A 26,000-nucleotide genomic window follows, 5' to 3' on the forward strand; every position below is an offset into this window, starting at 1 on the left:
TCCTCGAAGGATGACTTCCTCCGCAGCCGACGTGCTCGAACTCGACATCACCGGCATCGCCCACGGAGGCACCTTCGTCGCTCGGCACGAGGGACGCGTCGTCTTCGTCTCGGACGCGATCCCGGGCGAGCGGGTCCGCGCCCGCCTCCTGGACCCCTCCGCGGGGGCCGGGGAGGCGGACACCCGGAGCTTCTGGCGCGCCGAGACGATCGAGGTCCTGGACGCCTCCCCGCATCGCCGGCCGCACATCTGGCCCGAGGCGGACGTCGCGCACGACCCCGCCCAGCGGCCAGGCGGCGCCGACCTCGGCCACATCGCGCTCGACCAGCAGCGCGTGCTCAAGCGACAGGTGCTGACGGAGGCGTTCGACCGCTTCGCCGGCCCGGGGCTCGAGGCGCCGGAGATCGAGGCCGTCGAGTCCGGAGACGGAACCGGCTGGCGCACGCGGGTGACCCTGCACGTCGACGACGCGGGGCGGGTCGGACCGTTCGCGGCCCGCAGCCACCGCGTCGTGCCCGTGTCGTCGTACCCGCTCGCCCGCCCCGCGATCGCCGAGGCGGCCCTCGCCCTGCACGGAGAGCAGCCAGGACGCATCGAGCTCGTCGAGCCGGCGGACGGCCGCGTGCGCATGCTCCGCCACCCCGAGACCGAGCGCCGGGCGCCCAAGGGCCGGCGCCCGCGGCCGAAGCCCGAGGTGGTGCAGGAGCGCGTCGGAGACCGCGCGTTCGACGTCGACGCCGGTGGGTTCTGGCAGGTGCACCCTCGCGCCGCCTCGGTGCTCGACGGTGCCGTGTACGGGCTGCTCGACGGGCACGTGGAACCCGAAGCGACGCATTACGACCTGTACGGCGGCGTCGGGCTGTTCTCCCGGACGCTCGCGGATCTCGGCGGTACCGACATCGTCACCGTCGAGTCCAGCCGCCGCGCGACGCAGCACGCCGCCGCGAACCTCGCGCCGCTCGAGGTGACCGCCGTGACCGCCCGCGTCGACCGCTACCTGCAGCAGCCGCGACGCGGGGGCGCGGCAGGGGCCGTCGTGCTCGACCCGCCCCGCTCCGGTGCCGGACGCGCGGTCGTGGAGGGTGTGCATGCGCTCGCTCCGTCCGCGATCGCCTACGTCGCCTGTGACCCCGTCGCCCTCGCTCGGGACCTCGGTACCTTCCGCGGCCTGGGCTGGCGGGTCGACGCCCTCCGGGGCTTCGATCTGTTCCCGCACTCCCACCACTTCGAGGTGGTCGCCCTCCTCACCCGGTGAGCGCATTCCCGGTCCCGGGTCTGCGACTCACTAGGCTGTGGGCATGAGCACCGTCGCCCTCATCGACGACCACGAGTCCGTCCGCCTCGGCCTCGAGGCTGCGTGCGCCAGGGACGGGCAGACGGTCGTGTTCACCGGGAGCACGGTCGGCTCCTATCTCGTGTGGCGGTCCTCGACGGGCGCCCCACCCGCCGACGTCGTGGTGCTCGATCTCACGCTCGGCGACGGGACGACCGTCACGGAGAACGTCGTGTCTCTGGTGGCCGACGGCGCCAGCGTCGTGATCCACAGCGTCGCCGACCGGCCGGCAGCGGTCCGTGAGGCGCTCGCGGCCGGTGCCGCGGGGGTGGTGAGCAAGTCGTCCGCGCTCGACGACGTGCTCGACGCCATCCGGACGGTCGCCCAGGGCGAGGCATTGAACAACGTCGAATGGGCGAGCGCGGTCGACGGCGATCGAGCCTTCGCCGATGCCCAGCTCTCGATGCGGGAGCGAGAGGTGCTGCGCCTGTACGCGACCGGCCTCCCGCTGAAGGCCGTGGCCGAACGTCTCGGTGTCGCATACTCCACGGCGAAGGAGAACATCACGCGGATCCGGGTGAAGTACGTCGAGGTCGGCCGACCGGCGCCCACCAAGGTCGACCTGCTGCGGCGTGCGATGGAGGACGGCATCGTGACGGCCGACGGGGCGCCGAGTGCCCGCTGAGCCGCTGAGCGTCCGCGACGCCTGGAGCAAGATCCCGTCTCCCGGCAGCGCGGAGAACGGCTTCGAGCGGTTCACCGGCAAGCGGATGGAGCGCATCCTCGCGATCGTCGTCGCGCTGGGCTCCGCGGTGCTCGGGGCGCAGGCGCTGATCGCGGCCGTGCACACGCTGTCCCGCGCGGACGTGCCGCACATCGCGATGCTCGTCGCCGTCTTCGTCCCGCTGACCGCGATGCTCGTGGCGTGCCTGATCGGCCGCGGCGTGCGCCTGACCGCCGGGGTCTTCGCCGTCGTCTACGTCCTCGCGCTCGCCGCGTGGCCGGTCGTCGTCGACCCCACCGACAAGGTGGCGGGCGACCAGCCGTGGATCTTCTTCCTCGTGAACGTCGGCGTGGTGGCGGCGATGCTGGCCTTCCCCGTGCGGTTGCAGTTCGCGTGGGCCGTCGGAGTGCCCTTCGTCTACGGCTACGTGCGGCTGGTGCAGGGCGAGTTCTCCCGCGAATTCTGGGTCACGACCGCGTTCGATGTGTCCTTCACCCTCATTCTCGGGGTCGTGATCGTCTCGCTCGGGTGGATGTTCCGCTCCGTCGCCGCGGGCGTGGACGAGGCCCGAGGGACCGCGGTGGCGTCGTACGCCACGGCGGCCGCCGCTGCCGCCGCGGAGGAGGAACGGGTCGCGATGTCGGCGCTCATGCACGACAGCGTGCTGGCTGCGCTCATCGCCGCCGAACGCGCGGAGGGGGAGCGGGCCAGAGAACTCGCGGTGGCGATGGCCCGTGAGGCCCTCACCCGGCTCGCGAACACCGAGGCGGCGGTGGCCGAGGAGGGCAGCGACGAGCCGGTGGGCGCCGCCCAGATCGTCGTGGAGCTGCGCCGGGCGCTCTCCGAGCTCGGTGCGGACGCGATCGTGGAGGAACGGGGCGGTAACGGCCTCATCCCCGGGCGGGCCGCGAGGGCCATCGTCCTGGCCGCACGCCAGGCGATCGGCAACGCGGCGACGCACGCGCACGGTCGCGGGCTGCACATCCTCGTCGTCGGACACGGCGACGAGGGCATCGCCGTCGTGGTGTCCGACACGGGCCCCGGGTTCGACATGGAGGCGATCGGTCCGGATCGCCTCGGCATCCGCGCCTCGATCCTCGCGCGCATGGCCGGCGTGGCCGGGACGGCGCAGATCTCCTCCGACGCGGGAGGCACCGTCGTGACCCTCGGGTGGGAGCGCTCATGAATCGGACCGTACGCAGCGTCGCGACCTCGCTCGCCGTGGGGTTCGCCCTGTACTTCGTCGCCCGCGGGATCTGGTGGATCGAGCAGCCGACCGCGCCGCTGCTCATGGTCCTCGCCATCGCCGTCTACCTCGTGGTGGTGAACATCGCCATCCTCGGGAGCCCTGCCACCGTCCGCATGCCGCTGTGGTCGGCGCTCCTCGCTCTCGGGGCGAGCGTGCTCATCCCCGCGCTCGTGACGCTCTCGCTGGATCCCGCCGATCGCACGGCGCCGTTCGCCACCTGGTACATCGGCGCGATCGGCCTCCTGGGCGTCGTCTGCGTGGTGCGGCGGCAGCCCTGGGTGGGCTGGGCGACGCTGGCCGTGCTCGTGATCGCCGCATCGCTGGCCCTCGGCATGGGCGTGGCGATGAATCTCGGCGTCGTGGGTTCGATCATGTGGGTGGCGGTCGCCCAACTGCTGGTGATGTTCTGGGACCGTGCCGTGAGCGACACCGAGCGGCTGTCCGAGATCCAGCAGGCGGTCTCGGCCTGGCACGCGACGCAGCGCGTCCGACAGCGCGAGCGTCGGCTGCGGACGCAGTTCGCCCTCGCGGTGGCCGGTCCGATCCTCAGCCGGGTGGTGGCGTCGCGCGGGCAGCTCGACGAGGACGAGCGCCTGGAGGCTCGACTCGCGGAGGGGCGCCTCCGCGACGAGCTGCGCGGCGCGGATCTCCTCAACGACGATGTCCGCAACGCGATCGATGCCGCTCGTCGTCGAGGCGCCTCGGTGACCGTGTTCGACGAGGGTGGGCTGGACGGGGTGGACGAGGGCCGGCGTATGGAGATCCGCGACGAGCTCGCGTCGGTCATGCGAAGCGCCGGAACCGGCCGCATCATCATCCGCTCGGCGCGGGATCCGCTGGTGGCGGTGACCGTCGTCGGCCGCGCGGGGCTGCGGGCTTCTGACGACGACTCCGTGGACCTCTGGCACGAGATCGCCAGGCAGCGGCGCGCAGCGCCCTCCGACATACGGAAGTGAGAGTGGGCGAGGGGCGGCGAATCCGCCTGCCCCTCGCCGTGCGGACAGTTACCCGAAAACCGTCCGCTGGTGGCCGATCAGCGTCTGTCTACCCTGGGACAGAGAGACCAGCCGAACGCGAAGCGTCCCCTTCAGTCTGCGGGGTCGCGCGACGGTTGTCTGTAGGTATTTTGGGGGACAAAATCCGTGACGGGCGTCAGCCGGAGAAACGTCCCCAGGGGATGTCCCGGCGCAGCGGTCGCCGCAACGGTCGCTGCGTACGGGTCCAGGCCGAGACCCGCGGCTCTTCGACCGTCGCCTCCGCCTGCTCGCTCGCGTAGGCATCGCCGAGCACGGCGATGAGGGCCGCGAGCTCCTCCTCCGTGGCGCTGCCGCGGGTGATCTCCAGCAGGAGCGGTGCCGGTGCCGTCTCGTCGCCGGCGGTTTCCTGAGCGCTCACAGCGGGATGTTCCCGTGCTTCTTCGGCGGCAGCTCGGCCCGCTTGCCGCGCAGCGCCCGCAGGGCCTTCGCGATCGCGACGCGCGTGTTCGCCGGCTCGATGATGCCGTCGAGCTCTCCGCGCTCGGCCGCCAGGAACGGCGAGGCCACGTTGTACGTGTACTCGTTCGCCAGACGCGTGCGCACCGCCGCGACGTCCTCGCCGGCCTCCTCCGCCTTGCGGATCTCGCCGCGGTAGAGGATGTTGACGGCGCCCTGGCCGCCCATGACGGCGATCTCAGCCGTGGGCCACGCGAGGTTCACGTCGGCGCCGAGCTGCTTCGAGCCCATGACGATGTACGCACCGCCGTACGCCTTGCGCAGGATGACCGTCACGAGCGGCACGGTGGCCTCCGCGTAGGCGTAGAGGAGCTTGGCACCGCGGCGGATGACGCCGGTCCACTCCTGGTCGGTGCCTGGCAGGTACCCCGGCACGTCGACGAGGGTCACGATCGGCAGCGAGAACGCGTCGCAGAACCGCACGAACCGGCTCGCCTTCTCGCCGGCCTCGATGTTGAGCGTGCCCGCCATCTGGGACGGCTGGTTGGCGATGATGCCGACGGAGCGACCTTCGATGCGCCCGAAGCCGATGACGATGTTCGGGGCGAACAGCGGCTGCACCTCGAGGAAGTCGCCGTCGTCGACGACGTGCTCGATCACCGTGTGGATGTCGTACGGCTGGTTCGGGGAATCCGGGATGAGCGTGTTGAGCGTGCGGTCGGCGTCGGTGGTCTCGAACTCGAACGCGCTCTCGTAGGAGGGCAGCTCCGCCATGTTGTTGTCCGGCAGGAAGCCGAGCAGGGTGCGGGCGTAGTCGATCGCGTCGTCCTCGTCCTCGGCGAGGTAGTGCGCGACACCCGAGCGCGTGTTGTGCGTGTAGGCGCCGCCGAGCTCCTCCATGCCGACGTCCTCGCCGGTGACGGTCTTGATCACGTCGGGGCCGGTGACGAACATCTGGCTGGTCTTGTCGACCATGATGACGAAGTCGGTGAGGGCGGGGGAGTAGACGGCGCCGCCGGCCGCCGGGCCCATGATGATCGAGATCTGCGGGATCACGCCCGAGGCCCGGGTGTTGAGACGGAAGATCTCGCCGTACTTGCCGAGCGCGACGACGCCCTCCTGGATGCGCGCGCCACCGGAGTCGAGGATGCCGATGCAGGGCATCCCGCCGGCCAGCGCGAATTCCATGATCTTGACGATCTTCTCGCCGGCGACCTCGCCGAGTGAGCCGCCGAAGGTGGAGAAGTCCTGCGAGTACACCGCCACCGTGCGGCCGTGGACGGTGCCGACGCCGGTGACGACGGAGTCGCCGTACGGGCGCGAGCGATCCATCCCGAACGCGGTGGTGCGGTGCCGCACGTACTCGTCGAACTCGACGAAGCTGCCGGGATCGACGAGGAGTTCGATGCGCTCGCGGGCGGTCATCTTGCCCTTCGCGTGCTGCTTCTCCTTCGCCTTCGCCTCGGCGTCGACGACGGCCTCGGTGTAGCGAGCGCGCAGGTCCGCGATCTTTCCGGCGGTGGTAAAGGGGTCGGGCTTGTCCGTCACGGATTCCACCCTAGCGTCGGGTCTGCGCCGTCCGTTGGATGATCAGCACAACGGGTCGGCGGATCCTTTGGTGAGGTGCGTGATCGCTCACTCCGCCGTCGCGGTGGAACCCGGGTGTGGCGGGAGATCGTGGTCGCCATCGGAGGCGGCTTCGATCTCGTCCGCCCCGTGCGCTCGCCGGCGCACGGTGAGCTCGCCGACCCGGTGTCCGACCCATCCCGCGCCCCGCGCCACGGTCCCTGCCGCGCCGGCCACCGCGTTGCCGGCGTAGCGCGCCCCGCGGAGCATCCGCAGTTCCATCTTCTCTGCGCCGGGTACGGGTTCCAGCTCCGCCGGAAGAGTCAGCGGCGCGGCACCGAACGCGCGGTGGGAGGTCGTGAGCACGCGCCGACCGAGGATGTGGTTGCCCGCGCCGCCGATCGCGGCTCCGATCCCGAACGGCATGGCCTTGCCGAGGAACGACGCCCCACCCCGCGCGGCGAACTGCTTCACGAACATGCCCTTGAGCTGATCCACCAGAGGGCCGACCGCGGCGCGGGGGAGCGACTTCGTGACCAGCTCGCCCCAGTACGCCGAGCGGCTGCTGCCGCGCCCCGCGACCTGCCGGGCGAGCTGGCCGACGAGGTCGACGCCCTCCTTGCCGAGCATCAGCGTCATCACGAGCGCCCGGGCGCGGTCGGGGTTGCCGACGGCGATGCCGTGCACCTCCGCCACGGACTGGGCGAAGAGAGCGGTCGACTCCACGAAACCCACGGTCTCGACGCCCGAGAGCGCGAGCGTGATGCCCGTCCCGATCCCCGGCACGACGGCGGTCGCGCCCACCGCGGCGCCGCCGGTCGTGACGGCGGCGAGGTAGCGCCGCTCCAGAATCCTGATGATCTCGTCCGGAGTGGCGTGCGGATTGCGGAGGCGGATGCTGCGGATGTGCGCGAGGACGAGCGGTCGCTGGATGGACAGCACCCGGTCGAGGCCGCGGACCATCATCGGGTGCTCGGCGGAGCCGACCGGCGGCACGCCTTTGTCCCAGGGGGAGTCGTCCGGCAGGGAGTGGATCTTGTGCACCTTGGGGGCCATGCGCCGATCCTATGAAGCTCGTCCGCGAAAACACCGAGAGCCCCCGTCCGCGCAGGACGGGGGCTCTCGGTGGATGATCAGATCACACGAAGAGGTTCGCGCGCTCCAGGTCCTCGGCGAAGTCGACCTCGACCGCGTACAGGTCGGAGACGTCCATCGGCTCGAGCAGCAGGCCGTCTTCGGCGATCGCCAGCTCGAGTCCGCGCTCGAAGTAGTCCTGGTCCTCGACGCGCTGCAACTGACGCATGAACGCCTTCTTGAAACCGGAGGAGATGTAGTTGATGCCGACCGCCTCGCCGAGGCCGCCCTTGACGGACTTGGACAGCTCCTTGATGAAGCCCTCTGCGGTGACGGTGTACTTCACCTCTTCGTCGCTGACCTTAGCGGTGTTGACCGTGACGAACGACTGGTCGCGCTCGATGTACGCGGCCGCGCGGCCGAGGATCATCGGGTCGAAGACGACGTCGCCGTTCATCCACAGCACGCCGCTCTTGCCGGTCGCGCTGAGGGCGCGGAGGAGGCTCTTCGAGGTGTTCGTCTCGTCGTAGCGGTCGTTGTGGACGTAGTTCACGGAGGGGAAGGCCTCGATGATGGTCTCCGCGCGGTAGCCCACCACGGTGGTGATGCGGGCGTCGGATCCGAAAGCGGCGCGGATGTTGTCGTGCTGCTGGCCCATGATCGTGCGGCCGTCGCTGAGCTCGGTGAGCGGCTTGGGCAGCGCGCGGCCGAGGCGGGAGCCCATGCCCGCTGCGAGGATGACGGTCTGAAGAGTCACGAATACTCCTAAAGGAAGTTGTGTTCACGGTCGGTTCACCGACCAGACACTTCGTCGTGCCGGGAATCATGCTAGCGATTCCCCCTGAGATACCCCGGGGCCTGGCGGGCCCCGTTGCCATTTCGTGACCGAGTACACACGCAACGCACAGGCACGACAACCCCCTTGCGAAATCCGCGGAGAAGGGACTCAGGGGGCGGATCGTCGCGTGGGACCTTGGCTCTCAGCCACCCGTTGGTACCGTAGGACGGTGACTTCCTCCCCTGATGACCCCACCTCCCAGGCAGAGGGAGCCGAGACTCCGACCGAGGCCGCCGCGCCCGTGCGGAAACCGGCCGCCAAGAGACCTGCCTCGGCCTCCACCGCGAAGAAGACGACCTCCTCCACGAAGCGGACGCCCGCGTCGTCGAGAGCCGGTGCGACCAAGACCGGGACCGGGAAAGCGACCGGGGCCGAGGGGGCGACGCCTGCGAAGTCCTCGCCCGCGAAGACGACGGCGGCGAAGACCGCGACGGCGAAGAGTGCAACAGCGAAGAGCACGACGGCGAAGACCGCGACGGCGAAGAGCACGACGGCGAAGACCACGACGACGAAGAAGCCCGCCGCGACGCCGAAGAAACCGGCCGCGCGAGCCGTCACGGCGGCGCCGACCAAGGCAGCGGCGGAGAAGGCCGCGCCCACCGCCGAGGTCGTCGTCGAGCCCACGCCCAAGGCCAGCGTCGATCCCGCCACCGCTCCGGCGGGTGCGCGCACGTCCTCGGCTGCTCGTGCCGCGGCCGCGAGGAACACCGCCGCCCGTTCGACCGGGACGAAGCGCACGACCGTGACGACCGCGAAGACGTCCGGCACCTCGGCCGCCAAGACGGCGGCCGCGAGAACGGCTGCCGCCAAGACGGCGGCAGCGAAGGCCTCGGCGGCGAAGACGGCAGCGGCGAAGGCGACGGCCGCGAAGACCACAGCCAAGACCACCGCGGCGAAGACCGCCGCGGCGAAGGCGGCTGCCGCCAAGGCCGCGGCTGCCAAGGCGGCGGAAGCAGAAGCGGCGGCGGCGAAGGCCGCGGAGGCGGATGAGGCGGAGGCGACCGTCGCGACGGAGGCCCCTGCGTCCGAGACCCCCGTTGCGGAGACCCCGTCGGATGAGTCCCCTGCGGCGCAGAGACCGGCCGTGGCCGCAGAGACCGTCGAAGCCGAGGTTCCGTCCACCGCGACGGACGCGTCCGCCGGCAGTGCTCCCTCCGAGGCGGAGGCGCTGACGGAAGAACCGGTGGCTGCAGACCCGGCGGTCGAGGTGTCCGACACCGCCCCCGCGGTGACGAAGGAGCCTGCGCCCGAAGAAACCCGCGTCGCGGACGTCGAGGTCGTCGAGGTCGTCGAAGCGGTGATCGCGGAGGAACCCCCCGGCAGCGTCGACGAAGAGGTGGCGGAAGAGCCGGCCACCGAGGCGATCCGGATCCGCGGACTCGTGAAGCAGTTCGGGGACAACCGCGCCGTGGACGGCATCGACCTCACCGTGCCCGCGGCCTCCTTCTACGGCATCGTCGGCCCCAACGGAGCCGGCAAGACGACGACCTTGTCGATCGTCGCCGGCCTCCTGCGCGCCGACGAGGGCAGCGTCCTCATCTGCGGCATCGACCAGGCGACCGAACCACTCGCCGCGAAGCGCGTGATGGGGGTCCTGCCCGACCGGCTGCGCACCTTCGACCGCCTCACCGGTCGGCAGCTGCTCTACTACTACGGCCTGCTCCGCGGGCTCGCGGCCGACGTCATCGAGAAGCGCACCGGGGACCTCGCGCGGGCCTTCGACCTCGGGGACGCCCTGAACCGGGTCGTGTCCGACTATTCGGCCGGGATGACCAAGAAGATCATGCTCGCGGGCGCCATGATCCACTCGCCGCGCGTCCTGGTGCTCGACGAGCCGTTCGAGTCCGTGGATCCGGTGTCGTCCGCCGTCATCCTCGACATCCTCCGCGCCTATGTCGCGCACGGCGGCACGGTGATCCTGTCCAGCCACGGCATGGACCTCGTCGAGCGCGTGTGCTCCCGGGTGGCCATCATCGTGAACGGCGAAGTCCTGGCCGAGGGAACGATCGACGAGGTGCGCGCGGGACAGACGCTCGAATCGCGCTTCGTGGAACTCGCGGGCTCCAGCGGAGAGGTGGAGGGGCTCGAGTGGCTGCACACGTTCTCCGACTGAGGGTCGCGCTCCTCCTGGGCGCCCTGCGCGGGGAACATCGGGCGCGGGTCCTGCTGTCCTTCGGCGCGGTCGTCGCCGTCACCGTGGTCGTCTGCGTGGCGGTGTTCAGTCTCTCCGACGCGCCGGTGCCTGTGTCCAGCGCGGTGACCGTGCTCGGGGGCGCGGCCGTCCTGCTCGGCTTCCTCGTCGGCCCGGTGCTCGTGGGCGCGGTCGATCAGCTCGATCCGCGGCGCTTCGCGGTGTTCGGTGTCGACGAGCGGAAGATGCCCTGGGTGCTCACCGTCGCGTCGCTCGTCAGTGTGCCGAGCCTCGCACTGCTCGCGGTGTACGTCAGCGTGGCCGCCGTCGCCATCCGTGCCGGTGCCCCCTGGCTGCCGACCGTCCTTTTGGCCGTGGTCGGACTGCTCACGACCGTCCTCGTCGCCCGGATCGGAATGGCGATCAACGCCCTCCTGCTTCCCGAGCGGCGCTCCCGCGAGCTCACCGCCCTGTTCGCCCTCGCCCTGATCGTCATCGCGTTCCCGGTGGCCGTGTTCCTCGGTTCGCTGCGCTGGGACGGGGAAGTGCCGGCGTCCCTGGCAACGCTGACGTCCGTGATCGGGTTCACGCCGCTCGCTGCTGCTCCGGGGGCGATGTTCGCCGCGGCGGCGGGCGAGACCGCCACCGCCTGGATCAGCGGTCTCGTGGCGGTCGCCACCCTCGCGCTGCTGTGGCTGGCCTGGGCGTGGTTCGTGCGCCGGCTGCTCACGACGACGGAGCGGCCGGTCGCCGCGCGCGAGCGCACCGGGCTCGGCTGGTTCGCGCTGCTGCCCTCGAACGCCTTCGGTGCCATCGCGGCGCGCAGCCTCGTGTACTGGCTGCGCGACCGTCGGTACATCATGAACATCATCGTCGTTCCGGTGGCGGGCGTGCTCACGGTGTTCCCGCTGATCGTCGCCGGAGTGCCGGTCGAGATCGCCGCCCTCGTCCCGGTGCCGGTCATGGCGCTGTTCTTCGGCTGGCTGCCGCACAACGACGTCGCGTACGACTCGACCGCCCTCTGGACGCACGTCGCGAGCGGTGTCCGCGGCCTGCCGGATCGCCTGGGACGACTGGTTCCCGTGCTCCTGGTCGCGGTGCCGGTGCTGGCGATCGCCGTGCCGCTCTCCCTGCTGCTGGCAGGGCACTGGAGCCTTCTCCTCCCGCTGGTCGGTCTCGGTGCCTCGCTCCTGTTCTCCGCCCTCGGCATCTCCAGCGTGGTGTCCGTGGTGGCGCCCTATGCGGTCTCGCGTCCCGGCGACAGCCCGTTCCAACAGCCGCAGCGACCGACCTCGCGAGGCATCTACGGCCCCGCGGCGGCGTTCCTCGGTGCGATCATCCTGAGCGCGCCGACGATCTGGCTGTTCGGCGCGAGCATCGTCGCCGATCCCGGCTTCGCGCCCGCGGCGTTCTGGGTGGGCATCGTCACCGGGATCATCGTGCTCATCGGGGGCGCGGTCGTCGGCGGGCGCATCTTCGAGCGCAGCGGCGAACGGCTGATGGAGTTCGTCGAGACCGCGTGAGACCCGCCCCGCCCGGGCGCGGACGCGGCTAGAATCACGGGATGAGTACTCCGCTGGACAGCCCCGATCAGGGCGGCGTGGCAACGCTTGATCGCGAACTGGAAGAGCTCCTCCGTGAGGAGAACATCGAACCGGGCGACCACGAGCGCTTCTCGCACTACGTCAAGAAGGACAAGATCCTCGAGTCGGCGATCACGGGCAAGCCCGTCCGCGCCCTCTGCGGCAAGAAGTGGACGCCGGGCCGCGATCCGGAGAAGTTCCCGATCTGCCCGACGTGCAAGGAGATCTACGAGTCGATGGTCGGCTGACAGCCGCCGACGGCGTCCTGATCAGTCGGCCTCGACGTAGACCGTCGGGATCGCCGGGTCCGACTTGCTGAGCGCCAGTGCGCGGACCGGCAGCTCCTCGCGCACGCGGAGGTGGTGCGCACGGGCGGCAGCCGTGCCGGCCGCTCCCTCGTGGGCGGTGTTGATCTCGCCGCCCTCCACGAGGGTCACCTGGAGCGGCCGCCCGTCCGGGTGCTCCTCCGGCGTGTCCAGCACTTCGAATCCGTCGGAGACGACGACCGTCTCCGTGGCCGCCACGCCATCGCTGAGCGTGCGGAAGGCCGCCTTGCGACCGCCGAACGACGCCTTGTCGGCGGAGGCCTTGGCGACCCCGATCCACGCGCCGTCGGCGTCCTGCCGCGCCACGAGCTTGTAGACCATGCTCGCGGTCGGATATCCGGAGCCGGTCACGACCGAGGTGCCCACACCGTAGGCGTCCACCGGCGAGGCGGCCAGGGCGGCGATCGCATACTCGTCCAGATCGCTCGTCACGGTGATCCGGGTCTCGGTGGCGCCGAGCTCGTCCAACTGCGCGCGGACCTCGGCGGCGACGATCGGCAGGTCGCCGGAGTCGATGCGGACCCCGCCGAGCCCGGTGCCGGCGACGCGGATCGCCGTCTCGACGCCCGTGCGGATGTCGTAGGTGTCCACGAGGAGCGTCGTGTCCACGCCCATGCTCTCGACCTGCGCGCGGAAGGCGTCCTCCTCGCTGTCGTGGAGCAGCGTCCAGGAGTGCGCGGCGGTGCCCATGGTCGGGATGCCCCAGGCGCGGCCGGCCTCGAGGTTGCTCGTGGCGCCGAAGCCGGCGATGTAGGCGGCCCGGGCCGCGGCGACGGCGGAGCGCTCGGCTGCTCGGCGAGAGCCCATCTCCGCGAGCGGACGCTCGCCGGCGGCGATGCTCATGCGCGCGGCGGCCGTGGCGACCGCGGAGTCGTGGTTGAGCACGCTCAGCGCCAGGGTCTCGAGGACGACGGCGTCGGCGAAGGAGCCCTCGACCGTGAGGATGGGGGATCCCGGGAAGTAGAGCTCGCCCTCGCGGTATCCGCGGATCGTGCCCGTGAAGCGGTAGCGCTCGAGGGAGGCGAGGGTCTCGGCGTCGACGACGCGCTCGTCGCGGAGGAAACGCAGCTCGTCGTCCCCGAAGCGGAAGTCGCGGAGCAGCCCGAGCAGTCGTCCGGTGCCCGCGACGACGCCGAAGCGGCGCCCGCCGGACAGGCGTCGGGAGAAGAGTTCGAAGACGCTCGGACGGGAGGCAGTGCCGTCCCGGAGCGAGGCGGCGAGCATCGTGAGCTCGTAACGGTCGGTGAGCAGCGCCGTCGACGTGGTCATGCGCTCAGCTTAGTGAGGCCGTGATGCACGAGTCGTCGCGCACGCGGGTAGGCTGGGGAGTCATGAACGACGCGCCCATCGGGATCTTCGACTCCGGTGTCGGCGGGCTCACGGTGGCCAGGGCCATCCGCGCCCAGCTGCCCCGCGAATCGTTCGTCTACATCGGCGACACCGCCCACTCGCCGTACGGCCCCAAGCCCATCGCCGATGTGCGCCGCTACGCGCTCGAGGTGCTCGACACGCTCGTCGACCAGGGCGTCAAGATGCTGGTGATCGCCTGCAACACCGCGTCGGCGGCGATGCTGCGCGATGCGCGCGAGCGCTACGACGTGCCCGTGGTCGAGGTCATCGGTCCCGCCGTGCGCCGCGCGGTGTCCACCACGAGGAATGGCCGGGTCGGCGTGATCGGCACCGTCGGCACGATCGGTTCGCGGGCCTACCAGGACATGCTCGAGGTCGATGAGCGCCTGCAGGTGTTCACCGCCGCTTGCCCGCGCTTCGTCGAGTTCGTCGAGGCCGGGGTCACCGGCACGCCCGAGGTGCTCGCCGTCGCCGAGGAGTACCTCGCGCCGCTGCGGGAGGCCGACGTCGATACGCTCGTCCTCGGCTGCACGCACTACCCGTTCCTCCGTGGCGCGATCAGCTACGTCATGGGGGAGGGCGTCACCCTGGTCTCCAGCGACGACGAGACCGCGGGCGACGTGTACCGTCAGCTCGTGCGCGGCGACCTGTTGGCGCCGGCAGATGCCACCGCGACCTATGTCTACGAGGCCACGGGTGACTCCGCCGAGGACTTCACCGCCCTCGCCAACCGTCTCATGGGCCGCGAGGTGCGCGACGTGCAGCTCGTCCAGACCGGCGTCATCACGCTTCCCGATTCCGCCCTCGACGCACGCTGAGCGCGTCGCTCCATCCCCGACCGAGAGAAGCACATGACCGACATCGTCCGCGCCGACGGCCGTTCCGCCTCGCAGCTCCGCGAGATCACCATCGAGCGCGGCTGGAGCGCGCAGGCCGAGGGCTCGGCTCTCATCAGCTTCGGGGCGACGAAGGTGCTGTGCACCGCCTCGTTCACGAACGGCGTTCCTCGGTGGCTCACCGGCAAGGGCAAGGGCTGGGTCACGGCCGAGTACGCGATGCTCCCGCGGGCGACGAACAGCCGCAACGACCGGGAGAGCGTGAAGGGCCGCATCGGCGGTCGCACGCACGAGATCTCCCGGCTCATCGGCCGGGCCCTGCGTGCCGTCGTGGACACCAAGGCGCTCGGCGAGAACACCATCGTCATCGACTGCGACGTGCTCCAGGCCGACGGCGGCACCCGCACCGCCGCCATCACCGGCGCCTACGTCGCTCTGGCCGACGCGATCGAATGGGGCCGGGACAAGAAGTTCATCGGCAAGAACTCGACGCCGCTGCTCGACTCCGTCTCCGCGGTCTCGGTCGGCATCGTCGACGGGGAGCCGATGCTCGACCTCGCCTACGTCGAGGACGTCCGGGCCGAGACCGACATGAACGTCGTCGTGACCGGCCGCGGCCTGTTCGTCGAGGTGCAGGGCACGGCCGAAGGGGCGCCGTTCGACAAGCGCGAGCTCGACGCTCTCCTCGACCTCGGTGTCGCGGGCTGCGCGGACCTGAAGGACCGGCAGCTCGCCGCTCTGGCGGGAGCGTGAGCATGCGCGTCGTCCTGGCGACCCACAACCCGCACAAGGTGGCGGAGTTCCAGCAGATCGTGCAGCAGACGCGGCCCGACCTGGAGGTCGTCGGCTACGACGGTCCCGAGCCGGTCGAGGACGGAGTGACGTTCGCCGAGAACGCCCTCCTCAAGGCGCGTGCGGCTGCCGCGCACACCGGCCTCGCCGCACTCGCGGATGACTCGGGCATCTGCGTGGACGTGCTCGGCGGTTCGCCCGGGGTGTTCTCCGCGTACTGGGCAGGGCAGAAGAAGGACGCCACGGCGAACCTGGAACTGCTGCTCGATCAGCTGCGCGACATCGCCGACCCGCAGCGTGCCGCGCACTTCACCTCGACCATCGCCCTCGTCCTCCCGGACGGTCGGGAGCACGTCGTCGAGGGGATCTGGCCCGGACGGCTCGCCCACGAAGCCGCGGGAGCCGGGGGCTTCGGGTACGACCCGATCTTCATCCCGGATGGTCAGTCCGACGGCGCGGAGCGCACGGTGGGGGAGTACACGGCGGAGGAGAAGCAGGCGCAGTCGCATCGCGCCCGCGCCTTCACTGCCCTCGTGCCGCTGCTCGCCGCGCTCTGAGCATCCCGCGGAAGAATCCCTGCTGAAGCTGAGAATCGTTACTGTTCCCGACTAGCCGGGATCGGCCTTCTCGGGCCGGCCGCCGGGCTAGCCTGGGGGCATGCACGATCATGCGCCCGCGCCCGGCGGTCTCCGCTCGGCGAGCAGCCGACGCCTGCTCGCGATCTCCCTGACCCTCACGGCGACGGTGATGATCGTCCAGGTCGTCGGCGCGCTCCTCACGGGCTCGCTGGCGCTGCTCGCCGACGCCGCGCACATGTTCACGGATGGCTCCGCGCTCGTCATCGCGCTGATCGCGGCGACCGTCGCCGCGCGCCCCGCGGACGACCGGCGGACGTTCGGCTACCAGCGCGCGGAGGTGTTCGGCGCGCTCATCAACGCCGTCATCCTCATCGCTCTCGCCACGGTCGTCGCCGTGCAGGGGGTGCAGCGGCTGCTGAACCCCTCCGAGGTCGAGGTGGCCGGCGGGCTGATGCTCGTCGTGGCCGTCGTCGGCCTCCTCGCGAACGCGGTGTCGATGTGGCTGCTCAGCCGGGCGCAGCGCACGAACCTCAACGTGCGCGGCGCCTACCTCGAGGTGATGGGCGACCTGCTCGGCTCGCTCATGGTCATCATCGCCGCGGGCGTGATCCTCGTGACGGGCTGGATGCCGGCCGACGCGCTCGCCTCGCTGTTCATCGCCGCGATGATCATCCCGCGGGCGTTCGTCCTGCTCAAGGAGGTGTTCTCCGTCCTCGCCGAGTCGGCGCCGAAAGGCATGGCGGTGGGCGAGATCCGCACCCACCTGCTCGGCTACGACGGCGTCGTCGGGGTCCACGACGTGCACGTGTGGCAGCTCACCCGTGGTGCGCCGGTCTTCACGGCACACGTCAGCGTGCGGCCGGACCTGCTGGCGGACGGACGCTCGGCGGCGCTGCTGTCGGAGATGCAGGCATGCCTCGCCGATCACTTCGATGTGGCCCACTCCACGTTCCAGATCGAGCCGGCCGAGCAGAGCGACTGCGAACCGCACCACGCCTGAGGGCGGGAGCCGCTCACGCCTCGACGGTGATCTCGTCGGCCGTCTTGTCCGGGCGCAGACCTCGCCAGCGGGCGTGCCGGAGGATGCCGTCCGGCGTCCAGTTCGCGAACTCCACCTCGCCGACCAGCTCGGGACGTACCCACAGCGCATCGGAGGCGTCGGGTCGCGGGACGCCGTCGAGCGGTGCGCGCTCGATCCGCAGCGGTTCCAGGCGGGCCAGCAGATCGCGGAGGATCCGGTCGGTGAACCCGGTGCCCACGCGGCCGATGTAGCGGAGGTCGTCGCCCTCCGGCACGGCGAGGAGGAGGGAGCCGAGGGTCCCCTCCCGCTCGCCCTTTCCCGGGCGGATGCCGACGATGACCGCCTCCTGCATGCGGGTGTTCTTGAGCTTGAGCCAGGAGGGTGAGCGCTGGCCGGCACGATATCGCGACGCCGGATCCTTCACGACGACGCCCTCCAGGCCGAACTCCTCGCTCGCCGCCAGTGCCGCGTCCACGTCATCGAAGACGGGAGGGACCTGGACGGGGGCATCGATCCCCGCCACGATGTCGCCCAGCAGCGTGCGGCGCTCGCGGAGCGGCATCCCGGTGAGATCGTGGCCGTCGAGACGGAGCAGGTCGAACAGCATGTACACGATCGGCGTGCGCACGACCTCGCGCTCGATCTCCCGCGGCCGGGTGAGGTGCATGCGGTTCTGCAACAGGGAGAAGCTCGGCCGGGCGGCGCTGTCGAAGGCGACGATCTCCCCATCGACGATGGCCTCGTCGACCGGGAGGAACGGGGCGCCGTCAGCCGTCAGCTCGGGGTAGCGGGCGGTGATGTCGGTGCCACGGCGGGCGTGCAGGGACATGCGTCCGTCGCGCCAGGTGCCGATCGCACGGATGCCGTCCCACTTCACCTCCACCCAGGACGGTGAGCTGAGGGTGCGGGCGATCGCCGGGGTCCCGTTCTCGGCGAGCATGGGGGCGAGGGAGGGGAGGGTCGTCCCGGCGGGTTCCGGTGCCGGCTCGGCGAGCGGGCGGGCTCGACGCGTGCGGGAGGGGGCCGCCGCCCGGATCGCGGGAGCGGGAGCCGGTGTCGCGGCGCGCGAGGTCGCCGGCAGAGCCGGAGCATCGGGGCGGAGGGAGGAGAGCGGGTCGAATCCCTCGGCGGCACGTGCCAGCACCTCGTCCAGTTCCAGGTGCGCGAGCTTCCGGTCGTCGAGCTCCTCCCAGGTGCGTGGCGCCGCGACACCGGGTCGGGCGCGCCCCCGCAGGGAGTAGGGGGAGATCGTCGTCTTCTTGCCGTTGTTCTGACTCCAGTCGAGGAAGACCTTGCCGCCGCGGACCGCCTTGGACATGACGCTCGTCGCGAGGTCCGGATGCTCGTTCTCGATGATCCGGGCCAGCTCCTTGACCACGGCGGAGACCTCGGCGCTGGTCTGCTCGCCGGGCAGGCTCGCGTAGAGGTGGATGCCCTTGCTGCCGCTCGTCACCGGAAGCGGATCGAGTCCCATCCCGGTGAGCAGCGTCCTGGCGATCCGAGCGACCTCGGCGCACTGCGCGAGGTCGGCGCCGGGACCCGGGTCGAGGTCGAGGACGAGGCGGTCGGGGCGGCCGGGCAGACCCTCGGGAGTGAAGCGCCACTGCGGTACGTGCAGCTCGATCGCTGCGACCTGCGCCAGCCAGACCAACGTCGGCACGTCCTCCACCAGCGGATATGCCTTGGGGCCGTCCGAGTGCTGGATGTCCTGCCGAGGGATCCAGTCCGGAGCGCCGGGCTCGAGCTGCTTGGTGAAGAAGGAGTCTTCGGGAGCGGCGGCCGTGCCGACGCCCTCGACCCAGCGCTTGCGCGTGACCGGACGCCCGTCGAGGAGCGGGAGGAGCAGAGGCGCGATGGCGGTGTAATAGGCGATCACCTCGCCCTTGGTCGTGCCCGTCTCCGGGTAGACGACCTTGTCGAGGTTGGTCACGCGCAGTCGTCGGCCGTCGATCTGCACGACCTGCGCCTCTCCCACCATGGAGCCAGCGTAGTCAAGGGGTGGTCGTGACGGGTGAGGCTGGTGTCTACTGGTGTGATGAGGACGATCTGGAAGGGCGCCCTGACGTTCGGGCTGGTGAACGTGCCGGTCAAGGTGTACTCCGCGACCGAGGACCACGACGTGCCGCTGCACCAGGTGCACGATAAGGACGGCGGCCGCATCCGGTACCAGCGGACGTGCGAGGTGTGCGGGGAGACGGTGGCGTACTCCGACATCGACCGCGCCTACGTCGACGACGGTCAGACCGTCGTGCTCACCAAGGACGACCTCGCCGCGCTGCCGGCGGAGAAGAGCCGCGAGATCGACGTCGTGGAGTTCGTGCCCTCCGAGCAGGTCGATCCGCTCACCCTCGACAAGCCGTACTACCTGGAGCCCGACTCGAAGTCGCCCAAGGCGTACGTGCTGCTGCGCAAGACCCTGGAGCAGACCGACCGGACGGCGATCGTGCGGTTCACGCTGCGTCAGAAGACGCGGCTCGCCGCGCTGCGCGTGCGGGGTAAGGTGCTCGTGCTGCAGACGCTGCTCTGGTCGGACGAGGTCCGAGAAGCCGAGTTCCCCTCGCTCGACGAGGATGTGCGGATCTCGAAGAAGGAGCTGGAGCTGTCCTCGTCGCTCGTGGACAGCTACTCGGCGGACTTCGATCCCGAGGAGTTTGTCGACGAGTACCAGAAGGAGCTGCGTACTCTCATCGACGCGAAGATCGAGGCCGGGGAGACGTTCGACGTGGCGGAGACCTTCGGTGGCGACAGCGAGAAGGCGGCCGACGGCGGCGAGGTCATCGACCTGATGGAGGCGCTGCGCGCGAGCGTGGCCCGCTCCAAGGAGAAGCGCTCCAAGAACGCGGGCTGACCCGCGACGGGATCAGTGCTTCCCGTCGCCGTCCAGGTCGGGCGCCCGGTCGAACACGTCGGCGTCGAGGACGAGGTCCTCCGCCTCCTCGTGATCGGTCACGACGTCTTCGCCCGCGGCCGCGGCCTTCTTCGCCTTGTGGCGCTCGGAGAGGTAGTGCCACAGCGTGACGATCGCGGTGCCGCCGACGGCGATCAGCAGGATGATGTCGATGTACTCGACGACGAGGTGGCGGATCCACGGGATGTAGGCGATGAGGTAGCCGACCATCGTGAGGCCGAAGCCCCAGATCATGGCCCCGATGAAGTTGTAGAGCGAGTAGCGCCGCCACGGCATGTGTCCGACGCCCGCGGCGACCGGGGCGAACGTGCGCACGATCGGCACGAAGCGCGCGAGGATCACGGTGAGGCCGCCGAAGCGCTCGAAGAACGCGTTGGTGCGCTCGACGTTCTTGCGGCTGAAGAGGCCGGACTCCTTGCGTTCGAAGACCGCGGGGCCGCCCTTGTGGCCGATGAGGTAGCCGACCTCGCCGCCGATGAACGCCGAGAGCGCGATGAGGAGCGAAACGACCCAGATGTTCACGCCGAAGACGTTGCTCGTGTGGGTCAGCAGGCCCGCGATGATGAGCAGCGTGTCACCGGGCAGGAGGAAGCCGACGAGCAGCCCGGTCTCGGCGAAGATGATGAAGCAGACCACGAGGAGCGCCCACGGGCCGGCCGCCCCGATGATCGTCTGCGGATCGAGCCACGGGATGAGCGCGGTGGGGGCGTGCAGCATGCTTTCGAGCACTGGCGGGATTCCCGTCGGTCGTGAAGTGTCGGCGGTGGAGCGATGCGGGCGCCGAAGCACCCGTCGTGCGGAAGGTGGGACTTGAACCCACACGCCCTGGGGCACAGGAACCTAAATCCTGCGTGTCTGCCAATTCCACCACTCCCGCGCGGTGGCTTCAGTCTACTGACCCGAGCCCGGTTCGACCCTGGGGATCGTCCCGCAGTTCCGCGCCGTCATGCCGCGCGATGACGCTCCAGCCGGACGACGGCGACGAGCACTCCCGCCGCGAGGGCCCCGAGTCCACCCATCGCCATGTCGCCGATGGTGTCTTCGTAGGTGACGAAGATCTCGTCGGTGACGAAGGTGCGTCCGGCCCACTCGATCATCTCCCACACCGCGCTGGCCGCGAGACCGATTACGGTACACAGGACGAGAGGGATGCGAGGACGGAACGCCGCGGACTCCTGCGCCGTGACGATGCCGAGCCGGGAGAGCACGAGATAGCCGGTGGCGGCGATGGCTCCCGTGCAGACGAAGTGCACGACGAGGTCCCACCCGGGGAGCGTGCGGTAGAGGTCGAACACGTTGCTCGCGGCCGCGACGAGCACGATCAGGCCGATCGCGAGGTCGATGCCGCCGCGCATCCCGAGGACGCGGGGGAGCATGAGGGCGGGGAGGGCGAGCGCGAGGATGCCGGCGTCGGTCGGCGTCGACCAGATCGCCGCGACGAGGACGCTGAGGAGGCCGATCACCCGGACGGCGTCGGCACCGTACTCCGCGATCGAGTGCGGCGGGCGGAGGAAGTCCTCCTTCATGCGGTCTCCTCGGGCGGGACGGCGGCGGGGGCGAAGTTGATCAGGGCCTGCACGGGGAGATGATCCGACGGCCCGCCCCCTTCATACTGCCGGGCGTTGATGCCCGCCCGGCGCACGGGCAGCGCGGGCGAGGTGAGGATGCCGTCGATGCGCCGTCCTCGACGGGGTGGCCGGTAGCCGCCGTACGTACCCCAGGCGGGTGTGCGGCGGGAGACGGCGGACGTCCACGCGTCGCGGAGGATGCCGTCGGCTTCGAGGGAGCGCCACGGTGCCGTGCCGGCGGGGGCGTTGAAGTCCCCGAGGAGGATGACGGGCGCCGCAGAGGCGGCGGCGACGTCGTGCACCGCCTGCGCCTGACGGAGCCGCGCCCACGGGGAGAACGCGTCGAGATGGGTGTTGAGCACGGTGACGGCAGCGCCGGTGCGACGGTCCGCGAACGTCGCCTCCACCACCACCCGCGGCGAGACGCTCAGCCAGGAGCGGGAACCGGGGCGGTCGGGAGTGCGGGAGAGTGCGACCTGTCGCCAGGCGCGCAGTTCCAGCCGGTCGGCGTCGTAGAAGAGCGGACAGCCCTCGCCGCGGGGCCCGGGAAGACGGCCATGGCCGATGCGCCGGAACGACGGGCCGAGTGCGGCGGAGACCGCGGCACCCTGCGCGGGCAGGGCCTCCTGTACGCCGAGGACATCCGGCCGCTCCGCGCGGAGGAGAGCGGCGAGCCGGGGTCGTCGAACCGACCAGCGGTCCGCGGGCGGCCAGGCGAGCACACCGAGATCGCGGCGGATGTTGAGGGTCATGACGTGCAGCTCGGTGGCCGACGTCGTTCCGAGGAGCGGGGCGATCATCGGCGGGCTCCGGGCGCGGGGAGACCGAGGCGGTGCAGTACGCGGCGGAGGACGAGCCGTACCCAGCGCACAGGAGGGAAGTCCTCCGGCCAGTGCACGAGGACGGTGCGAGCGCCGATCCAGGAGCGACGGGCGAAGGAGCGGCCGCTGCCGAACGGACGCATGGAGATGCCCATGTCGGTGTGCAGGAGCCAGCGGATGCGGTGGCGCTCGCCGACGTGGAACGCGAGGTCGAGGTCGTCGTGGAGCTCGGCGTCATCGCGGTGCACGCGGTCCCGGACGGAGAGCCAGGCCGACCGGCGAAGGGCGAGGTTCGATCCGAAGAGCGGCGCGTGGCCCAGGGCGGAGCCGCACACGACGACGTAGGAGAGGAGATAGGCCGTCGCGAGGGGCCGCCGCAGGAACCGGGGGCCGTCGACGAAATGCGCACCGCCCGTCCAGGCGCCGACCCGCGGATCGCGTACGCACGCGGTCGCCATCGTCTCGATCCATCGCGGCCCGGGGACGCCGTCCGCATCGAGTCGCAGGATCACGTCGCCCGTCGCCGCGTCGTACCCGGTCGCGCTCGCCGCGGGGATGCCCGGGGTCTCGCACCGCACCACCCGCGCGCCGTGCTGCGCGGCCACGGCGGCCGAGTCGTCGGTCGAGGCGTTGTCCACGACGATGATCTCGTCGGGAGGGAGCGTCTGCCGGGCAAGTGCACGGAGGCATCGCCGCAGTTCCGCCGCGTCGTCCTTGACCGGGATGACCACGCTCAGGGTCGGTTCGGGGGCGGCTGGTGTGGCGCGGTGCACGTCGTCTCCTCGCTGGTCTGCTCCTCAGCCTAGGGAGCGCGACGACGGGGGACGTACCGGTTGACACCGGGGCGGGCGGCTCGATACGGGATACCTCCGGGTGTGGATAACTCCACAGGCTGGGAGCGGATCGTTGCGAGGATGCAGGGATGGAGCAGCCCGCGTCGATCATCGCCGACCTCGTGCGGCGTCGGCTGCGCACCGAGGGGGTGGATCCGGCGGCCGACCCCGAGCGGGCGCGGGAGGTCACGCAGGCGGAGGTGCGGCGCCACGACGATCGGGCTCTCGCGCGGGGTGGCGTGCTCGTCGAGGACGAGGCGGCGTGCGTGCGGGACGTGCTCGCGGCCGTGAGCGGCTTCGGTGCCCTGCAGCCGCTGCTCGACGACCCGGGCATCGAGGAGGTGTGGATCAACGGCGATGGGGCCGTGCACACGGCGCGGGGTGGGGTGGCGGAGCGGGCGGCGCTGCGGCTGGACGAGGCGACCGTGCGGGACCTGGTGGAGCGGATGCTGCAGTCGACGGGGCGGCGCGTGGACATCGGGCAGCCGTTCGTCGATGCCTCGCTGCCGGACGGCTCTCGGCTGCATGTCGCGATCGCCGACGTCGTCCGCGGGGCGTGGGCGGTGAACATCCGCAAGTTCCTTCCCGGGCACCGCTCGCTCGATGCGCTGGTGGCGCAGGGCGCATTGACTCCCGATGCCGCGCGGGTCCTGGGGGAGGCGATGCGGGCGGGGGCGTCCGTGATCGTGTCGGGGGCGACCCATGCGGGCAAGACGACGATGCTCGGAGCACTGCTCGCCGCCTGCGCGGCCGACCAACGCATCATCACGGTGGAGGAGACGTTCGAGCTCGCGGTGGACGGCCCCGATGTGGTCGCCCTGCAGGGGCGTCAGCCGAGCCTCGAGGGGACGGGCGAGATCACACTGCGGCGGCTGGTGAAGGAAGCGCTGCGGATGCGGCCGGAGCGGCTCGTGGTGGGGGAGGTGCGGGACGCGGAAGCGCTCGACCTCGTGCTCGCGCTGAACACCGGCGTGCCGGGCGCCTGCACGGTGCACGCCAACTCCGCCGCGGAGGCGCTCGATAAGTTGTGCCTGCTGCCGCTCCTCGCGGGCAGGAACATCGACCGCGACTTCGTCGCTCCAGCGATCGCGTCATCGGTCGATCTCGTGGTCCACTGCACGCGCGACGGCGCCGGGCGACGATACGTCGAGGAGATCGCCGCCCCGACGGGAGAGGTGGTCCAGGGGCGGGTGCTCAGCAGGTCGATCTTCGGTGCCGCGAGGCGGACCCTCGGGTGGTCGACTGCGGCGGGCACGGAGGTCGTCGCATGACGATCCTCCTCGGTGCGACCCTCGCGGCCGGCGTGCTCCTGACCGTGTCGCCCTGGCTGTGGCCGGCGGGGGAGCGCTCCGCATCCCCGCCGCATCGCGGCCGCCTGGCCGGGCTGGCGGGCGAGGCGGGGTTCCCGGCGTTGCAGACCCGCTCGCTCCTGATCGCTGTCGCCGGCGCCGCCCTCGGCGTCGCGTCCCTCGCCTGGCTCGTCACGGGGAACACGGCGCTCGCGATGCTCGCCGGCCTCGCGGGGGGAGCGGCACCGATCGCCTACCTCCGCGGCCGTCGGCTGCGGTTGCGAAGGCTGCGGCGTCAGCTCTGGCCCGACGTGTGCGACCTGCTGATCGCCGCGATCCGCGTCGGTCTGTCACTGCCGGATGCGGTGGCCACGCTCGCCGATTCGGCTCCGCCGCCGCTCCGCCCCGCCTTCGGCGTGTTCGCCCGCGACCTGCGGAGCAGCGGACGGTTCGATGCCAGCCTCGACCGTTTGAAGGTCGTCCTCGCTGATCCTCTGGGAGACCGGATCATCGAGACGTTGCGGATGGCGCGTCAGGTCGGCGGCACTGAGCTCATCGGCGTGCTGAGGGCGCTGTCCTCCTCCGTCCGTGCCGATGCGGCGCTCCGCGGCGAGGTCGAGGCGCGGCAGTCGTGGATCCGGGGTGCGGCCGTCCTCGGCGCGGTGGCGCCGTGGGTGATCCTGACCCTCCTGATCCTGCGTCCGGAGGGGGCCGAGGCCTACGGCACACCGGAGGGCATCGCCGTGATCATCGTGGGCGCGATCGTGTCGGTCGTCGCGTTCCGCCTGATGATCCGGATCGGTCGGCTGCCCGAGCCGCGTCGGTGGTTCGGGTGAGCGGGCTCTCCGCGCTCGCCGTGGCGGTGCTGCTCGGCGGGGGCTTCGCGGCGGGTGTGCTGGCGCTTCTGGCCGGGCTGCCGCGGTGGCGAGCTGCGTCCCTCGCTTCACGGATCGCGCCGTACATCCGCGACGTCGTCGACGATGACGTGCTGCCGCGGGAGGCTCTTCCCCGGACCGGCGTGTTGCCTGCCGGTGGATTCGGCCTGGGGACACGGGCAGGAGAGGTGATCGACCGGCTACTCGGAGGAAGTGAAGTGCTGCGACGGCGACTCGCACAGGCGGGGTCGTCCCTCGATCCCGTCGCCTTCCGAGGTCGCCAGCTCGCCGCAGGAGTGACCGGGCTCGCGTGCGGAGCGCTCGCCGTCATCGTCCTCGTCGTGATCGGCCGGTGGTCCCCTCCGGTCGGCGCCATTCCGCTCCTCGCCGGGGCGGCGACCACCGTCGGCTACGACATGCGACTCTCGGCGCGGGTGCGAGCACGGAAGGTGCGCCTCACCGAGGAGCTGCCGACGACCCTGGAGTTCCTCGCCCTCTGTCTGTCTGCGGGCGAGGGGTTCCTCGATGCGGTGAAGCGCGTGGCCGGCGTGGGGTCAGGGGAGCTCACGATCGAGCTGCGTCGCGTGGTCGTGGAGGTCGGGACAGGGTCATCGCTGGCCGATGCGCTGACCGCCATGGCGGGGCGGCTGGAGCTTCCGGGGCTCACGCGAGCCGTGGATCAGATCGTCGCCGCGCTCGAGCACGGCGCGCCCCTCGCCGCGGTGCTGCGCGCGCAGGCCGAGGACACCAGGGAGGAGGCCAAGCGCACGCTCATAGAGCAGGCCGGACGGAAGGAGATTTTCATGCTCCTCCCGTTGGTCTTCCTGATCCTGCCGCTGTCCGTCGTGTTCGCGATCTACCCCGGCCTCTTCATCTTGCGGCTCGGGATCGGGTGAGTGGTCGGCGGGGGAGGCCGCGGGGGCTTACCGTTT

26 protein-coding genes and 1 tRNA gene are annotated in these 26,000 nt (G+C 71.1%); 15 read left to right on the forward strand and 12 right to left on the reverse strand.

Features of this window, described 5'->3' with window-relative positions; genetic code table 11:
- Positions 1–10 precede the first annotated feature (10 nt).
- The 4 genes from CYL12_RS01055 to CYL12_RS01070 are packed head-to-tail and all read left to right on the forward strand — an operon-like array spanning position 11 to position 4,202.
- On the forward strand, positions 11–1,255 hold the full coding sequence (locus CYL12_RS01055) for a class I SAM-dependent RNA methyltransferase (RefSeq protein ID WP_101844743.1): 1,245 nt from the start codon (positions 11–13) through the stop codon (positions 1,253–1,255).
- 43 nt (positions 1,256–1,298) lie between these two features.
- Positions 1,299–1,958 carry a response regulator gene (locus CYL12_RS01060; RefSeq protein ID WP_101844745.1) on the forward strand — a complete coding sequence of 220 codons (660 nt, stop codon included), beginning with the start codon at positions 1,299–1,301 and terminating at the stop codon, positions 1,956–1,958.
- Entirely contained in the window at positions 1,948–3,183 is a 1,236-nt protein-coding gene (locus CYL12_RS01065) for a sensor histidine kinase (RefSeq protein WP_101844747.1), read from the forward strand. The genes CYL12_RS01060 and CYL12_RS01065 overlap by 11 nt, the downstream gene beginning before the upstream one ends.
- The gene (locus CYL12_RS01070; protein ID WP_101844750.1) at positions 3,180–4,202 is read left to right on the forward strand and encodes a hypothetical protein; all 1,023 of its coding nucleotides are present in this window, start codon (positions 3,180–3,182) and stop codon (positions 4,200–4,202) included. The genes CYL12_RS01065 and CYL12_RS01070 overlap by 4 nt, the downstream gene beginning before the upstream one ends.
- 196 nt (positions 4,203–4,398) lie before the next feature.
- Here CYL12_RS01070 and CYL12_RS01075 read toward each other — a convergent pair whose 3' ends face one another.
- From CYL12_RS01075 to CYL12_RS01095, 5 genes are all read right to left on the reverse strand, one after another.
- On the reverse strand, positions 4,399–4,641 hold the full coding sequence (locus tag CYL12_RS01075) for an acyl-CoA carboxylase subunit epsilon (RefSeq protein WP_101844754.1): 243 nt from the start codon (positions 4,639–4,641) through the stop codon (positions 4,399–4,401).
- A complete protein-coding gene (locus CYL12_RS01080; protein ID WP_101844756.1) occupies positions 4,638–6,236 on the reverse strand; it encodes an acyl-CoA carboxylase subunit beta in 1,599 nt (532 codons plus the stop codon). Before CYL12_RS01080 ends, CYL12_RS01075 begins: the two co-directional genes overlap by 4 nt.
- Positions 6,237–6,314: 78 nt before the next feature.
- A complete protein-coding gene (locus tag CYL12_RS01085) occupies positions 6,315–7,301 on the reverse strand; it encodes a hypothetical protein (RefSeq protein ID WP_101844758.1) in 987 nt (328 codons plus the stop codon).
- 82 nt (positions 7,302–7,383) lie between these two features.
- Positions 7,384–8,076, reverse strand: coding sequence for a phosphocholine cytidylyltransferase family protein (locus CYL12_RS01090; RefSeq protein WP_101844760.1), 693 nt, complete (start codon positions 8,074–8,076; stop codon positions 7,384–7,386).
- Between the two features lie 189 nt (positions 8,077–8,265).
- Positions 8,266–8,925 carry a hypothetical protein gene (locus CYL12_RS01095; RefSeq protein ID WP_101844763.1) on the reverse strand — a complete coding sequence of 220 codons (660 nt, stop codon included), beginning with the start codon at positions 8,923–8,925 and terminating at the stop codon, positions 8,266–8,268.
- Here CYL12_RS01095 and CYL12_RS17520 point away from each other — a divergent pair.
- Genes CYL12_RS17520 through CYL12_RS01115 form a run of 3 tightly spaced genes read left to right on the forward strand, consistent with a single transcriptional unit; the run spans position 8,900 to position 12,119 of the window.
- Positions 8,900–10,270, forward strand: coding sequence for an ABC transporter ATP-binding protein (locus CYL12_RS17520; protein ID WP_353615390.1), 1,371 nt, complete (start codon positions 8,900–8,902; stop codon positions 10,268–10,270). The two genes, CYL12_RS01095 and CYL12_RS17520, sit on opposite strands and share 26 nt — an antisense overlap.
- Complete coding sequence (locus tag CYL12_RS01110; RefSeq protein WP_101844765.1) at positions 10,246–11,811, forward strand: hypothetical protein; 1,566 nt, start codon at positions 10,246–10,248, stop codon at positions 11,809–11,811. Before CYL12_RS17520 ends, CYL12_RS01110 begins: the two co-directional genes overlap by 25 nt.
- Before the next feature lie 41 nt (positions 11,812–11,852).
- Positions 11,853–12,119: a DUF3039 domain-containing protein gene (locus tag CYL12_RS01115; protein ID WP_060923586.1), complete on the forward strand. Its 267-nt coding sequence runs from the start codon at positions 11,853–11,855 to the stop codon at positions 12,117–12,119.
- A 21-nt stretch (positions 12,120–12,140) separates the two neighbouring features.
- Here the strand turns inward: CYL12_RS01115 and CYL12_RS01120 are convergent, their stop codons facing one another.
- Positions 12,141–13,466, reverse strand: a complete 1,326-nt coding sequence (locus CYL12_RS01120; RefSeq protein WP_101844767.1) for a nicotinate phosphoribosyltransferase — start codon at positions 13,464–13,466, stop codon at positions 12,141–12,143.
- 62 nt (positions 13,467–13,528) lie between these two features.
- On the opposite strand from CYL12_RS01120, the gene murI reads away from it, so the two are divergent.
- The 4 genes from murI to CYL12_RS01140 all read left to right on the forward strand — a co-directional run bounded on the left by murI (position 13,529) and on the right by CYL12_RS01140 (position 16,753).
- A complete protein-coding gene (gene murI / locus CYL12_RS01125; protein WP_101844768.1) occupies positions 13,529–14,365 on the forward strand; it encodes a glutamate racemase in 837 nt (278 codons plus the stop codon).
- 33 nt (positions 14,366–14,398) lie between these two features.
- Positions 14,399–15,136: a ribonuclease PH gene (gene rph, locus CYL12_RS01130; protein ID WP_101844769.1), complete on the forward strand. Its 738-nt coding sequence runs from the start codon at positions 14,399–14,401 to the stop codon at positions 15,134–15,136.
- 2 nt (positions 15,137–15,138) lie between these two features.
- Positions 15,139–15,732, forward strand: a complete 594-nt coding sequence (rdgB, locus tag CYL12_RS01135) for an RdgB/HAM1 family non-canonical purine NTP pyrophosphatase (protein ID WP_101844771.1) — start codon at positions 15,139–15,141, stop codon at positions 15,730–15,732.
- A 100-nt stretch (positions 15,733–15,832) separates the two neighbouring features.
- Positions 15,833–16,753 carry a cation diffusion facilitator family transporter gene (locus CYL12_RS01140; RefSeq protein ID WP_101844773.1) on the forward strand — a complete coding sequence of 307 codons (921 nt, stop codon included), beginning with the start codon at positions 15,833–15,835 and terminating at the stop codon, positions 16,751–16,753.
- A gap of 13 nt (positions 16,754–16,766) precedes the next feature.
- Here the strand turns inward: CYL12_RS01140 and ligD are convergent, their stop codons facing one another.
- Complete coding sequence (gene ligD, locus CYL12_RS01145) at positions 16,767–18,752, reverse strand: non-homologous end-joining DNA ligase (RefSeq protein WP_101844775.1); 1,986 nt, start codon at positions 18,750–18,752, stop codon at positions 16,767–16,769.
- 57 nt (positions 18,753–18,809) lie between these two features.
- On the opposite strand from ligD, the gene CYL12_RS01150 reads away from it, so the two are divergent.
- On the forward strand, positions 18,810–19,622 hold the full coding sequence (locus tag CYL12_RS01150; RefSeq protein ID WP_101844777.1) for a non-homologous end joining protein Ku: 813 nt from the start codon (positions 18,810–18,812) through the stop codon (positions 19,620–19,622).
- Between the two features lie 12 nt (positions 19,623–19,634).
- Here CYL12_RS01150 and CYL12_RS01155 read toward each other — a convergent pair whose 3' ends face one another.
- The 5 genes from CYL12_RS01155 to CYL12_RS01175 all read right to left on the reverse strand — a co-directional run bounded on the left by CYL12_RS01155 (position 19,635) and on the right by CYL12_RS01175 (position 22,844).
- On the reverse strand, positions 19,635–20,399 hold the full coding sequence (locus tag CYL12_RS01155) for a DedA family protein (RefSeq protein WP_101844779.1): 765 nt from the start codon (positions 20,397–20,399) through the stop codon (positions 19,635–19,637).
- A gap of 78 nt (positions 20,400–20,477) precedes the next feature.
- A tRNA-Leu gene (locus CYL12_RS01160) sits at positions 20,478–20,559 on the reverse strand.
- Between the two features lie 67 nt (positions 20,560–20,626).
- The gene (locus tag CYL12_RS01165; protein WP_101844781.1) at positions 20,627–21,208 is read right to left on the reverse strand and encodes a hypothetical protein; all 582 of its coding nucleotides are present in this window, start codon (positions 21,206–21,208) and stop codon (positions 20,627–20,629) included.
- The gene (locus tag CYL12_RS01170; RefSeq protein ID WP_101844783.1) at positions 21,205–22,050 is read right to left on the reverse strand and encodes an endonuclease/exonuclease/phosphatase family protein; all 846 of its coding nucleotides are present in this window, start codon (positions 22,048–22,050) and stop codon (positions 21,205–21,207) included. The genes CYL12_RS01165 and CYL12_RS01170 overlap by 4 nt, the downstream gene beginning before the upstream one ends.
- The gene (locus CYL12_RS01175) at positions 22,047–22,844 is read right to left on the reverse strand and encodes a glycosyltransferase family 2 protein (protein WP_101844785.1); all 798 of its coding nucleotides are present in this window, start codon (positions 22,842–22,844) and stop codon (positions 22,047–22,049) included. Before CYL12_RS01175 ends, CYL12_RS01170 begins: the two co-directional genes overlap by 4 nt.
- Positions 22,845–22,993: 149 nt before the next feature.
- Between CYL12_RS01175 and CYL12_RS01180 the strand changes: the two genes are divergently transcribed.
- The 3 genes from CYL12_RS01180 to CYL12_RS01190 are packed head-to-tail and all read left to right on the forward strand — an operon-like array spanning position 22,994 to position 25,964.
- Positions 22,994–24,175 (forward strand): CpaF family protein, encoded by a 1,182-nt coding sequence (locus tag CYL12_RS01180; RefSeq protein WP_101844787.1) that lies wholly within the window; start codon positions 22,994–22,996, stop codon positions 24,173–24,175.
- Positions 24,172–25,029, forward strand: a complete 858-nt coding sequence (locus CYL12_RS01185; RefSeq protein WP_101844789.1) for a type II secretion system F family protein — start codon at positions 24,172–24,174, stop codon at positions 25,027–25,029. Before CYL12_RS01180 ends, CYL12_RS01185 begins: the two co-directional genes overlap by 4 nt.
- Positions 25,026–25,964, forward strand: a complete 939-nt coding sequence (locus CYL12_RS01190; protein WP_101844791.1) for a type II secretion system F family protein — start codon at positions 25,026–25,028, stop codon at positions 25,962–25,964. Before CYL12_RS01185 ends, CYL12_RS01190 begins: the two co-directional genes overlap by 4 nt.
- Positions 25,965–26,000: the final 36 nt, after the last annotated feature.

The organism is Zhihengliuella sp. ISTPL4 (assembly GCF_002848265.1).
GTDB lineage: Bacteria > Actinomycetota > Actinomycetes > Actinomycetales > Microbacteriaceae > Microbacterium.